This is a genomic window from Haloarcula halophila, assembly GCF_029278565.1.
In the GTDB taxonomy this organism is placed as follows: Archaea; Halobacteriota; Halobacteria; order Halobacteriales; family Haloarculaceae; genus Haloarcula; species Haloarcula halophila.
The window spans coordinates 347,515-360,249 of the sequence record NZ_CP119559.1; the positions used below are offsets into that span (position 1 = coordinate 347,515).

The window sequence follows — 12,735 nt, forward strand, 5'->3', positions numbered from 1 at the left end:
GTGACAGTCACCGATCCGCCCAGTGCCGCCGCTCTGCAATCGTATCGAGACGGGGACCCTGGCGCACTATGCCACAACCAGGTGCCCCCAGTATGGGGGTGTGAGTAGCTCGTAATCAGTTTTGTGTTCGGCTCAGATACTGCTTCTCAACCGATCCACGTTCGTGCGAACGCATCGAAGAACTCCTCGTCCGTAGTTACTTCCGCGTGTTTGGCCCGGCGGCGTCGTGCGGCCTCGGCGATCTCCTCGAGATGTGCTTCTAGGCGCTCCTGGTAGGTGCGGCGCTGTCGGGCACCGAAGTAGGTCCGGATCGTCTGTGGGCGCTCCATCCCTTTGAAGATCGTCTCACCCGAGGTCGGCGGGTCCCGTTCGTCCGGTGAGTGGACGTGGGCGAGCACCAGATAGTTGTCCGCCACCGCGTCGAGTCCCTCGGCGACCGCCTCCGCGTCGGCCAGGAAGTCACTCGCGACCAGGACGAGCGAGCGGGAGTTGATCGTCCCGGCGTACTCCGACAGCGCCGCGGCGAAATCCGTCTCGCCCGCAGGCTCGATCGCGTTCAGGCGGTCGATCAACCCGAGCACGGCGCCCTGGTTCGACGCGCCGGTATCGAGTCGCTCGAAGGTCTCACCCAGCAGCGAAAACCGGAACTCGTTGTGTTCGCCGGCGGCCAGCGAACAGAACCCCAGCCCCAGTTTCGCCGCGTACTCGAACTTGTTCAGGTCGCCCTCGCCGGCGGCCATCGACTCGCTGGCGTCCAGCAGGACGTGGACGGTCAAGTTACGTTCTGACTCGAACTGCTTGATGTACAACTCCCCTGTCCGGCCGTAGAGTTTCCAGTCGACCAGCCGGGTGTCGTCGCCGGGGACGTAGTTGCGGTAGTCGCTGAAGGTCAGCCCCTCGCCCAGCACCGTCGATCGTTGCTCGCCACGCTGTCTGGCGTTTGCCAGCCGGTCGATCGATCCCCGGAACCGGTCGAGTTCGTCGAGAAAGGACGGCGAGATCATAGCAAGTCGGCGACGACGTCGTCGGGCGTGATACCGTCTCGTTCGGCCGTGAAGTCGACGATGATACGGTGGCGCAACACCGGGCGGGCCATCGCCTCGATGTCGCCCTCGACGACGTGCGAGCGCCCCTCCAGGAACGCTTTGGCCTTCGCCGCCAGGACGATCCCCATGCTCGCACGCGGGCTAGCACCGTACTCCAGGCGCTGGTCGTGACGGGTCGCCCGGACCAGTTCGACCGCCCGTGCGGTGATATCGTCGGCGATGGGCATCTGGCGGACGAGCCGCTGTGCCCGGGTGAAATCGCCGTCGTCGAGGACCCGATCGACGGGGATCGTCTCCGTCGCCCCCCGCGTGTACCGGTTGACGATGTCGAGTTCCTCCTCGCGGTCGGGGTAGTCCAGCAGGATCTTCAACAGGAACCGGTCCCGCTGTGCTTCGGGCAGGGGGTAGGTCCCTTCCTGCTCGATGGGGTTCTGTGTCGCCAGCACGAAGAACGGTTCGGGCAGTTCGTAGGTGTTCCCGCCGGCAGTCACCTGTCCTTCCTGCATCGCTTCGAGCAGTGCCGCCTGGGTCTTGGGTGTCGCCCGGTTGATCTCGTCGGCGAGGACGACGTTCGCGAAGATCGGTCCCGGGTCGAAACGGAACTGTGTCCCCTCACTGGTCTCGCTGATGACTTCCGTCCCGGTGATGTCAGAGGGCATCAGATCCGGAGTGTTCTGCACGCGGGAGAAATCCAGCGCGGTCGCGTCGGCGACTGTCCGGATCAGGAGCGTCTTCCCCAGCCCTGGCGTCGACTCCAACAGCGCGTTGCCATCACAGAGTAGGCAAGCGAGTAGCTGTTCGATGACGGGTTTCTGGCCGACGATTCGCTTCCCGACCTCCCGACGGAGCATCTGGAGGGACTGCTGGATTTCCTGTACGTCTGTTTCGTCCATATCGGTATCATTCATCTGTATCGTTCCTCGTGACGCGCAGTGTGTACTCGCGGATGAGGTCCGCGTCCTCGACCTCTCCCGGATCGTCGAACCCGCCGCGTTGGGTCTCGATTCCTTCGTCGCCGGCAGTCAGCCCCTGGCGGTCGTAACTCGCCGGGCTCCGCTCGCCGTCGCCGCCAGGGCCACCGGAGACGTTCGATTCGATGGGATCGCTCCCCTCCGGGACGTCCTGTGGGTCGCCGAGCACCTCGTCGCCGGACTGGAGCCCCTCGTCGCCCGGTGTCTGTGGCTCCGGGGAGCCGCCCGACGCGGGACGCTCGCCGGCACCGCCGTCGCCGTTCGTCGCGCCGCCTGCTGCGATCGGATTGACACTGATGCCGGCGACGGCGACCTGGAGCGTCACCAGACTGATCACCAGCACGACGACCAGTCTGACGGCGAGCCATCGTGTCCGAAGGAGTTGCTGGCTCGATGCCTCGCCGAGTCGTTCGACCAGATCCCCGTACAGTAGCCGGGCCATCGTCCCGTCGTTCTCGTCGGCGAGGACGTCTCTGGCGGTTCGGACTGCGGCTTCGAGGGTCGGGTTGGCCGCCTCGAACTTTTCGAGCGAGAACCGTCGGGCGTGGACGATCGTCCCGAACAGGAGAACGAGGAGGGCAGCCGCGATACCGACCGCCGTCGAAGTCGCGACCGGCCCGATCGCCGCCGGCAGCGCGTCGATTTCGAGGATCGAGAACACGAGGTTGACGACCAGAAGTGTCACGACCGCGTCGGCGACGGCGGTCACGAGCGTGGCTTTGTACCGCTCGCGGTGGACTGCCGCCAGTGCCGCTTCGACCTCGTCGCGTTCAGCTCCCATCGTCCTGTCGGGCCTCCTCGAGTTGGTCTTCGAGATCTTCGATCTGTGCTTCGAGGACTTGGTTCTCCCGTCGGAGGTCACTGACGTTGTCCTCCAGCGACTGGACCTCGTCTTCGAGGCGTCCGTTCTCACGGCGGAGCGTTTCCCGCTCGCTGCGGAGTTCCTCGTTCGTCTCGTTGAGGTCCTCGTTGATCCGTTCGAGCCGATCCCGTTCCTCCTGTAGTTCCTCGTTGCGGTCCTCCGCGCGGTCGAGACTCGATTCGAGGTTTCGAACCCGCAACTGGAGTTGTTGTGCCCGGTCCTGTGACTCGCGCAGTTCCTGTCTCGTCTGTGTCAGGTTCTGCTCTGTCCGGTTGAGTTGGGTCGTCAGCGACTGGAGGTCACGCTGACGGGTCTCGAGGCTCTGGTTGATCCGCTGGATCTTCCCCCGGAGCGTCGTGACGTTCGACCGAGTCGCTTCCAGTTCTCCCCGAAGCTCCTGGTTCTGGGCACGAAGCCTGTCGTTTTGCTCCGTTACCTCCGAGACCGACTCTTGGTAGTACAGTGTCGTGGCCCCGACGCTGGCCGTCGCCAGGATCGTGACGAAGATCAGGCCGAGGTTCAGTGTGCGTCCGATGTAACTCATGAGGATGTCCCTCCGCTCCACGCGTAGATCTCGTCGAGCCGCCGGATCGAGACTTCCAGGACGAACAGGACGAGTGCGGCCGCGAGCGGGAGCCACGACCAGTCCGTCCGGACGGTCCGGGGCCGGGTCGCCTGTTCCCGAGCGAACTGCGCGATCTCGGCGGCCGAACTGGCGTCGAACAGCCGCCCGCCGGTCGTCTCGGTCGCCGATCGGAGCGCGGGCGACGGGCCGAACCCGGCGTACTCCGTGGGGTAGTTCACGGCGTACTCGGCACCCAGGACCGAGTGATACCCCTGCTCGGTCGGCACGATCGTCCCCTGGTAGCGGTCCGTTCCGGTTGCGGCGAACGTAACGTTTGCCCCGGTCGGCTTGCTCTGGCCGCGATACTGGACCGTCGTCGTGCTCCCGATACGGGTATCGGGCACGTCCGTGACCCCGGTTGCCAGTCGCTGTGGATCGCCGATCGCCCAGTTGACGGACTTCGTCGTCGCTAGCGAGTCCGGCCGGGAGAGCAGACCACCGAGTGTGCCATCGGGTCCGTAGGCCGTGATCGAGACGACCCGACCCAGCCCGTAGTTCCAGGCCGAGATCGCCGGCCGGCCGCTGGCGCTGGCAACCAGGAACTGACCCCGGTCCTTGACCGTGACCTCGTGTGCCTGTCCCGGTGCGGCCGTAAACTGCACACCGTCGGTGATGAAGTGGCTCCCGTCGACGACGGTGAGCTGTGACCCCTGGTATCGACGATCCGGGCCACCGTAGCGCAGGCGCAAACGACTCGTCTGGTCGGCCTGGAGATAGGTCCCGCCGCTTGCGTCGGCGATCTCACGCAGCAACGTCTCGTTTCGGCGCTCACCGACGCCGATGGCGACCACTTCGGTCCCCTGGCTACCGAGTTCCTGTGCGGCGGAGACAGCACCGCCACGCTTGTCCCGACCGTCACTCAGTAGGATAACCGTCCCGCCACCGTCGCCGAGCATCTCGCCCCCGCCGTCGAGTCCCGACGCGATGCGTGTGCTGCCGGTCGTCTGGAGCCGCCGGATCCGGTCTTCGAGGTACGGCCGGTTCCCGCCGAGCGGTCGTGGTTCCGCGATAGCGTACGGACGGGTGTTGAACGCGACGATGCCGACCTGGTTCTCGTCGCCGAGTTGGTCGAGGACGTCCAGTGCGAGCCGCTGTTGGACTGCCAGCCCCTCTTGAGCACTCGCCGAGATGTCGACGACGATGACGATCGAGGAGCGACTCCCCGGATCACCCTGCCGGACCGGGACGAGGTCGCCGATCACCGCGTCGCTGTAGCCGCCGTGTTCGTAGGCGTTCGGTCCGCCGACGACGACCAGTCCCGTCCCGTCGACGACGGACTGCTGGAGTGCGGTCTGGTTGCCCAGATCCGGCCCTGCCATGTCCTGGACGACCACGGCGTAGTACTGCGAGAGGTCGTCGGGGATAGATTCGGCTCTGTCGACGGAGTACAGCGAGGAGAGATACGACGACAGCGGATACGATCCCCGCGAGACGTAGAGGACTCGGGGCTGTTCGACCACACGCACGGACTTCCGGAAGACGTTGTTCTGCTCGTATCGGTCCTCGCCGTCCAGACGCGCGGTGATTCGGTGGCTGCCGGTCTCGTTGAACGTTTGGCTGAACTCGAAGGTCGTCGCGTCGGTGACGGTCCGTGACTCGACTTCGGACCCGTCGATCGAGAGCGTCAGCGTCGCCTCACTGTCGTTGAGGTTGACGCCGTCGACGGCGACGAGATACGTGTTCTCGACGCCGGTGCTGATCTTCGAGGGACCGTTGACGGTGACGTACCGCTCGGTCTCGGTCGCCTCGGGTTGGATGGCGCTGACGGTCGCGTTGACCTGGGTCGCCAGTTCGGCGGCCGCGTCCAGGGACTGTCCGTCGGTCACTCGCCCGTCCGAGACGACGACGACGGTCCCGTTCGGGGACAGCGACGACGCGACGGCGTCGCCGACGGGCGAGGCGGTCGTGTCACCGACGCTCCGGGTCCTCACGGAGACGCCGCGCTGCTCGATCGCCGTCGCCAGCCGGCCGGTCGGATCGTCGCCGACGCCCATGCTCGCCGAGCGGTCGGCCAGCAGCGTCACGTGTGGGTCGGCGGTCGTCGTCTCCGTCGCGACGGTGTAGGGGCCGGCCGCGCCGACGACGAGGAGCGTGACAACGAGCGCACGGCTGGCGAAGAGCAGTCCGCGCTTCCGACGGGAGACCGACCCGACGCCCGGCCGGAGGACGAGCGCTGCCACCCCGAGGAGCCCGACGACGATCCCGACAAGCACCAGCGGGCGCTCGAAGCCGACAGTCGTCCCCTCGACGACGAACTCGACCGCCATCAGAGATCACCTCGACGGCGGAGGAAGGCCAGTTCCGCGAGGAGGAGGAGTGCGGCCAGCGCGACGGCGATCGGCGTGAGATCGACCGACTGTTGCTGCGTGGTCGTCTCGCCGTCCCCGGTCTCGGTGGCGATGTCCTCGATCGACGGTGCCGTGACGTTCGATTCGGCCTGTGAGAGCAACGCCGCACTGTAGCGCTGCCCCCCGGCGGCGTAGTAGCCCTGTGTATCGAGCAGGGTGTTGCCAGTGACCGCGCTCCCGTCCGGACGGGTGATCGTCGCGTTCGCACCCAGCGTGAGGCGTTGTCCGGTCTGTCGGTTCAGCGTCGCCGCCTGTGGCCGGTCGGCCAGGAAGAAGACGGCGCGTTTCCAGAACACCGGATATCGGTACCCGTCCTCGAACGCCGAACCGTCCGAGAGATAGCCGTAGTACAACACCCGACCCGCACCGCGGTTCCCGACGGCCAGCAGCGGCGAGCCGTCGTCGAAGGTGACCAGCGACTGCGCGTCGCTGGCGTTCCCGCTGACGTACTGCTCCGGCACCGGGAAGTCGAACCCTTCGGTCACGGGGTGGCGAGTGATCGAGCCCAACTGTGGGTCCTCGCGGACTCCATCGGGATCGATCGCCAGCAGGTCGCCGTAGCCGACCTGTCCCACGTCCGGTTGGGCGACGATCGCGACACCGCCGCCGTTGGCTGCCGTGCTTCGGGCGGATTCGATCGTGCTGTCGAGGACCGCGTCCGCCCGCACGTCGCCGAAGACGAACACGTCGTAGGCGTCGTTGACCGTCGTCGGCGGTCGCTTGACGGTCAGCGAGACCGCGTCGTTGACCTCCAGGGCGGTCACGAGATACCGGTTGGGGTCGTTCGTCAGTAAGAGGACGTCGACCGTCGGGGTCGACGGTGCCGCGACCGGGACGGTGTCGTCGGTCGGGAAGTCGTCGTCACCGGAGAGTTCGGCGGTCGCACCGTCGGTCGGGAGCGGGAACGAGACGGACTCGGCGTCGCCAGGTGCCGGGCTGATCGACGCCGACTGCCCGGCGAAACTGACCGTCCGCTCGGCCGTCGCCGTCCCGAAGTTCGCCGCGGTCAGCGTGACTCGCTGCTCGGTGACGTCCCGGGCGACGAAGCCGACGTTGTCACCACCGCCGCCGTCGAACTGCCGGAGTTCGACGGTCGCACCGCGAGCGCGGGTCGCCCGAACCGCCGACCGCCAACTGCTCTCGTCGACGAAGTCACTCAGGACGACGACACGGCTGTCGGGACCGACGGTCGAACCGGCCCGCGAGATCGCGCTCCGGAGGTCGCCCGGTCCGTCGGTCACCGACAGTGTCGCGATCGCTTCTTCGGCCCGCTGGGCCGGCGCATCGTCGACGACGGTCGTCGTCTCCGCGCCGGTGACGATCAGTGTCGTCTCCGTCCCCAGCGCGTCGCTGGCGGCGGCTCTGGCAGCGGTAAACCGCGTCCCACTGCCGGTGTCGGTCGCCATGCTGGCGCTCGCGTCGAGCACGACGACCGTCGAGGCCGCCGAGCGCTCCTGGGCGATCGATGCCGTCGGCGACGCCAGTGAGAGCGCGAGCACGACGATCACGAGCACCTGCAACAGGAACAGCAGGTTCCGGGTGAGTCGTTCGAGGACGGGAGTCGCCCCGCCGTCCCCCTCGTCGGCAGCAAGGAACTGCAGCGTCGGTAGCCGTAGCTCACGCGGGTCCGGCTTGATCAGATAGAGGACGACCAGCGGGACCAGTGCGAGGAGGGCAACGAGACCGGTCGGAGTCTGGAACGCGTCGGCGAGTTGCATCGTCTCAGGGGAGCGGCGTACTCACCGGATTTTCTGCGGGCGAATAGATAAAGGCGGGGTTTACTTCAGTCGCGTTTTGAGAGGGCCTCTCTCAGAACTGATACCGACGGTCGTCGTTGTCCTGCTGTTGGGGAAACTGGTTGCCCGCCATCTGATCGTAGGTCATCCCCGAGAGATACTCGTCGTAGGTACAGTCGTAGCCCGACCGGAGATGAAAGTCGAGGGTCCCTCTGTCGACGATCGACTGGAAGTACGTATGGATCGCAGTCCGGACGAGTTCGTCGGTGTCTTCGGGATCGAGTGCGGCGACGAGCATCGCGAGTTCGTGGCGCGTCTGCCGGTCGGTATCGACTGTGAGCCTCTCGCCGTGTTCGCTGTGTGCCGATTCGATATCGTCCTGTAGGTCCTCAAGCGTCATATCGTACCGTTCGGGGGAACGGCCAAACACCTTGTGTCTCGCCGGGCGACTCTCGGCTAGCCGTGTGGTTCGTTGGTGTACCGCAACATTATTGCAAGTCGGCTGGGATTATCAAGTGTTGTTGTCGGGCCGGCGAGTATGACAGGACCAGACGGCGGTCAGGATCAGGAGGCACCCTCGTCAGCGACCGCTGTTGTCGATCCGGTCGTTCCCGAAGCAGTACGGCGGAGCTACGCCGCGAAGTTCACGCTCTCGCTGGTCGTCGTCATCCTCCTCGTCGCGCTGGTCGGAACAGCCAGCTATCTACAGGTTCGTGATACGTCCCAGGCGACGGCAACCGAGAACCTGCAATCGAGCGCCCAACTCCGCGCCGAGGCGGTCGACGAGTGGCATTCGAACATGCGAACACAGGCACGCGCGTTCTCGGTGTCGGGAGTCTACGAGAACGGGACGACAGCACAGATCGACACATACATCGAGCGCGTCCCGGCCCCGACAGCCGAGCGCCAGGTACAACTCCACTACGTCGATACGTCGGGTCCATCTGACGTGATCGCCGCGAGTACGGTCGACCGGTTCGAGGGGCAGTCGACCAGGATGATCGATACCACACTCGCGGACACCGTCCGGCGAGCCCAGTCAGCCGACGATCCCGACGCTGTCGTCCTGTCGAACACGTCGTATCGGACGCGGGACGACCCCGAGATGGCGTTCGCGAGTCCGGTTACCGGTGGCGACGGCGTCCTGGTCGTCGTCAGCGTCTTCTCCGACGACCTGCCCTCGTTCGACGATCAGCGAGCGGCGTTCACCACGACGATCATCGACGACTCGGGGTCACCCGTGCTGGGACCGGGCCTGGCAGCGTCGGAGTACGATCCGGGACCAGGGCTTCCGGACGGTTCGGGGACCCGTCCGTCGACCGCACAGACCGCGGATCGTGTGTACGCCTACGCACCGATCGACGGGGTGGACTGGATCGCCGTGACTACAGTCGAGCGATCGGAGCTGTTCCGGGCGAGCAGGACGATCAGACACAGTATCGTCGTGGTCATCTTCACCAGCGTCGTTTCGCTGAGTGCCGTGGCGGTCGTCCTCGGCCGACAGACAGTCACGCCGCTGGTAACGCTCCGACAACGGATCGAAGCGATGGAAGCGGGGACACTCGACGTCGATCTCTCGACGGCTCGGACAGACGAGATCGGCCGGCTCTACACCGCCTTCGGTAACATGCGGGACGCGCTTCGGGGACAGATCCGGGAGGCACGCGAAGCCCGGGAGGAGGCCGAACAGTCGCGCCAGGAGATGGAGCGCCAGAACGACCGCCTCGACCAGTTCGCCTCGACACTGAGCCACGACCTCCGGAACCCGCTTGCGGTCGCCCGCGGACACGTCGAGTTGCTCTCGGCCCGTCTCGACGGGTTCGACGACGACTCCGACGACCCGGCGGAACTACTCGAACACGTCGACACGATCGAGGACGCCCACGACCGGATCGACTCGATCATTCAGGACGTGCTCACGCTGACCCGGGAAGGTGAAAGCGTCGAGGAGACGGCACCGGTCGAACTCGAACAGGTCGCTCGCGAGGCGTGGGCGAACATCGACAGCAAGGACGCGACGCTTTCGGTCACCGGCACGCGGACCTTCGAGGCCGACCGGACGCGGCTCCTGCGAGCCTTCGAGAACCTCTTCCGGAACGCGATCGACCACGTCGGACCGGCAGTCTCGGTCGAGGTCCGTCTGACCGCTGGGGGGTTCAGCGTCGTCGACGACGGCCCTGGTATCCCAGGCGAGGCCGTCGACGACCTCTTCGAGTACGGCCGGACGACCAGCGACGAGGGGACCGGGATCGGGCTCTCGATCGTCAAGACCATCGCCGAGGCCCACGGGTGGCGCCTCTACGTCGATACGACCTACGAGGACGGCGCGATGTTCGTCTTCGACGACGTCTTCGACGAGGACGACCCCGACTGGTACGACAGCGAGTTCGAGTGGGTCGAACTCGCGGCCGACGACTGACCGCCACACACAAGCCCCGACGGCCGTTAGACGGGAAGCGATGACCGAGCAGTCCGAACCGGCGACACACCTCCCGGCCGATGTCGACGCCGTCCAGACGGCTCTCGTCGAGTGGTACGAGGACGACCACCGGGCGTTCCCCTGGCGGGAGACCGAGGACCCCTACGAGATTCTCGTCTCCGAGGTGATGAGCCAGCAGACGCAACTGAACCGTGTCGTCGACGCCTGGACGGAGTTCCTCGATCGGTGGCCGACCGCCGCCGACCTCTCGGCCGCCGACCGCGCCGACGTCGTCTCGTTCTGGACGGACCACTCTCTGGGATACAACAACCGCGCGAAGTACCTCCACGAGGCCGCCCGCCAGATCACCGAGGACCGCGACGGCGAGTGGCCACGCGACCCCGACGGACTGTCGGAGTTGATGGGCGTCGGGCCGTACACGGCAAACGCCGTCGCCTCCTTCGCGTTCAACAACGGGGACGCGGTCGTCGACACCAACGTCAAACGGGTCCTCTATCGCGCGTTCGACGTGCCCGACGAGGACGACGTTTTCGAGCGGGTAGCGTCGGCACTCATGCCCGCCGGGGAGTCCCGGGTCTGGAACAACGCCGTCATGGAACTCGGCGGCGTGGCCTGCGGGAAGAAACCCCGGTGCGACGAGGAAGGCTGTCCGTGGCGCGAGTGGTGTCACGCCTACCAGACCGGCGACTTCACCGCGCCAGATGTCCCCGAACAACCGAGTTTCGAGGGGAGTCGACGGCAGTTTCGCGGGCGGATCGTCAGCGTCCTCAGCGATCACGGCGAACTGGCTGTCGACGACCTGGGGCCGCGAATCCGCGTCGACTACGTTCCGGACAGCGACGGTGAAGGAAGCCGGGAGTGGCTCGCTGGGCTGCTCTCGGATCTCGACCGTGACGGACTGGTGGCGTTCGACGAAGGGGCCGGAACGGTCGCCCTCAGTCGGTAAGCCCGGCTCACCGATGGGTTCGAATCACTCGTTCCCCAGAGATCGTCGGCGTTCGTGGACGTGAACATCTCCGTACGCGCGCACGAGGAATCGATGGCGCGACCCAGGGATATCGGAACGACGGTACCACTTTACCGGCTCCGAACGGACGCAAGAACATGTCCAGACCACACGTCGTCGGTCTCGCCGGAAGTCTCCGGGAGGGGAGTTACACCCGCGTCGGAATCAGTCGTGCCCTCGATGCCGCCGAAGAGGCGGGCGCAACGACGGAACTGCTCGACCTCAGAGAGTACGATCTCCCGGTGTTCGACGCCGATCACCGCGAGGCCGGCGATGCCGTCGCGCTGATGGACGCCATCTACGAGGCCGACACGATCCTGCTGGGGACGCCAGTGTATCACGGCTCGTACTCGGCGCCGCTGAAGAACGCGCTCGATTACTGTGGTTTCGACGAGTTCGAGCACAAGACGGTCGGATTGTTGGCAGTGGCTGGCGGAGGGTTCCCCATCACCGCTTTGGACCACCTTCGGTCGGTCTGTCGGTCGCTGAACTGCTGGGTGATTCCCCACCAAGCGGCCATCCCGCGGGCCAGAAACAGTATCGAGGACGGACGGATCGTCGACGAGGCCATCACGGAACGGGTCGATACGCTCGGCGAGGAGGCGGTCACGTACGCCAACATCGAACCCGATCCGCCGTGTTTCGAGAGCACCGAGAACATCGGTGCCGACGACTGACGGTCGCAGACGGAACCGTCAAATCAGGCGCTTCCTAACTGAGGCCTGTGACCCAGTGGGTAGAGAACCCGACCGGCGGTCGCGAGCGCGGACCGGTCGCCGTCCTGCGTGCCTGGGGGGAAGTGCTCGTCCGACCGCGGCGGTTCTTCCGGACCGGCGTGGCACCGGGCGACCAGGCACCCGGACTCGTCTTCGCCGCGATGGTCGTCATGGCCGAGGAACTGAGCCGCGTCGCCGTCGCGAGACTGGCCACGCAGGGAGTCGTCTCGACCGGTCCCTTCACGTACCCCGGCGTCGCGGAGTTCTCCCCGGCGATCGCGCTCCTCGTGTTGCTGGCCATCGGGATGTTCGTCATGCCGGCGACCGTCCATCTGACGGCGGCGCTCCAGACGCTGTTCCTCGTCGTCGGCGCGCCCGACCGGGGTGGGATCAGCGAGACCGTTCAGGTCATGTGTTACGCGATGGCACCGTGTCTGTTGGCCGGCCTTCCGTTCCCCGAACTCAGAGTGTTCGTCGCAGTCTGGGGCGGGGTACTGTACGTCACCGGACTGTCGGTGGTCCACGACCTCTCGCTCCCGCGGGCGGCCGTCCTCGGTGCGCTCCCCGCCGTGATCGTCTTCGGCTACGGCTTCCGTGGCGTCCTCGCTGCCGGTGTCCTGCTCGGATGAGTCGCCTTTAGGTGGCTGGTGGTCCCAGAGACGGACATGCTCACGCTGGACATCGACGACTTCATGCTCGAACTGAAAGACGGCGCGTTCAAGAACGTCGGCCCCGCCAACAAGCAGGCGACGATCAAACTGTACGACGTCGAGGGCGTCGACGTCCGCGAGTACGGCGACAAGCGCGTCAAGCTCGCCTTCGAGGACGAACAGGGCAGCGAAGTCGAGGTCGCGCTGTTTCCCGAACAACTGGAGGCGCTCTCCGCGGGGTTGGACGCGCTCCGCGAGGAGAGTGACATCGTCGACTGAGTTCCCCCTGGATTGGCGGGCGGAATCCGACAACAGTTTTAGGCCCGAACCGTTTT

12 protein-coding genes are annotated in these 12,735 nt (G+C 66.1%); 5 read left to right on the top strand and 7 right to left on the bottom strand.

Annotation, left to right across the window (positions count from 1 at the left end; translation table 11 throughout):
• Positions 1–146: 146 nt before the first annotated feature.
• The 7 genes from P0204_RS01810 to P0204_RS01840 all read right to left on the bottom strand — a co-directional run bounded on the left by P0204_RS01810 (position 147) and on the right by P0204_RS01840 (position 7,988).
• Positions 147–1,004, bottom strand: coding sequence for a DUF58 domain-containing protein (locus P0204_RS01810; RefSeq protein ID WP_276221206.1), 858 nt, complete (start codon positions 1,002–1,004; stop codon positions 147–149).
• Positions 1,001–1,954, bottom strand: coding sequence for an AAA family ATPase (locus P0204_RS01815; protein WP_276221207.1), 954 nt, complete (start codon positions 1,952–1,954; stop codon positions 1,001–1,003). The genes P0204_RS01810 and P0204_RS01815 overlap by 4 nt, the downstream gene beginning before the upstream one ends.
• A complete protein-coding gene (locus P0204_RS01820; protein WP_276221208.1) occupies positions 1,947–2,798 on the bottom strand; it encodes a DUF7502 family protein in 852 nt (283 codons plus the stop codon). The genes P0204_RS01815 and P0204_RS01820 overlap by 8 nt, the downstream gene beginning before the upstream one ends.
• Complete coding sequence (locus P0204_RS01825; protein ID WP_276221209.1) at positions 2,788–3,423, bottom strand: hypothetical protein; 636 nt, start codon at positions 3,421–3,423, stop codon at positions 2,788–2,790. Before P0204_RS01825 ends, P0204_RS01820 begins: the two co-directional genes overlap by 11 nt.
• Positions 3,420–5,771 carry a vWA domain-containing protein gene (locus P0204_RS01830; RefSeq protein WP_276221210.1) on the bottom strand — a complete coding sequence of 784 codons (2,352 nt, stop codon included), beginning with the start codon at positions 5,769–5,771 and terminating at the stop codon, positions 3,420–3,422. Before P0204_RS01830 ends, P0204_RS01825 begins: the two co-directional genes overlap by 4 nt.
• Positions 5,771–7,570 (bottom strand): DUF7408 domain-containing protein, encoded by a 1,800-nt coding sequence (locus P0204_RS01835; protein ID WP_276221211.1) that lies wholly within the window; start codon positions 7,568–7,570, stop codon positions 5,771–5,773. Before P0204_RS01835 ends, P0204_RS01830 begins: the two co-directional genes overlap by 1 nt.
• Positions 7,571–7,661: 91 nt before the next feature.
• The gene (locus tag P0204_RS01840) at positions 7,662–7,988 is read right to left on the bottom strand and encodes a ribbon-helix-helix protein (RefSeq protein ID WP_276221212.1); all 327 of its coding nucleotides are present in this window, start codon (positions 7,986–7,988) and stop codon (positions 7,662–7,664) included.
• Positions 7,989–8,126: 138 nt separating this feature from the next.
• Here P0204_RS01840 and P0204_RS01845 point away from each other — a divergent pair, with 138 nt between their 5' ends.
• From P0204_RS01845 to P0204_RS01865, 5 genes are all read left to right on the top strand, one after another.
• A complete protein-coding gene (locus P0204_RS01845) occupies positions 8,127–10,007 on the top strand; it encodes a sensor histidine kinase (RefSeq protein ID WP_276221213.1) in 1,881 nt (626 codons plus the stop codon).
• A 40-nt stretch (positions 10,008–10,047) separates the two neighbouring features.
• Entirely contained in the window at positions 10,048–10,974 is a 927-nt protein-coding gene (locus tag P0204_RS01850) for an HhH-GPD family protein (protein WP_276221214.1), read from the top strand.
• A gap of 158 nt (positions 10,975–11,132) precedes the next feature.
• Positions 11,133–11,711: an NADPH-dependent FMN reductase gene (locus tag P0204_RS01855; protein WP_276221215.1), complete on the top strand. Its 579-nt coding sequence runs from the start codon at positions 11,133–11,135 to the stop codon at positions 11,709–11,711.
• 47 nt (positions 11,712–11,758) lie between these two features.
• Entirely contained in the window at positions 11,759–12,379 is a 621-nt protein-coding gene (locus P0204_RS01860; protein WP_276221216.1) for a YIP1 family protein, read from the top strand.
• Between the two features lie 36 nt (positions 12,380–12,415).
• Complete coding sequence (locus P0204_RS01865) at positions 12,416–12,679, top strand: hypothetical protein (protein WP_276223308.1); 264 nt, start codon at positions 12,416–12,418, stop codon at positions 12,677–12,679.
• The last annotated feature ends 56 nt before the right edge of the window (positions 12,680–12,735 follow it).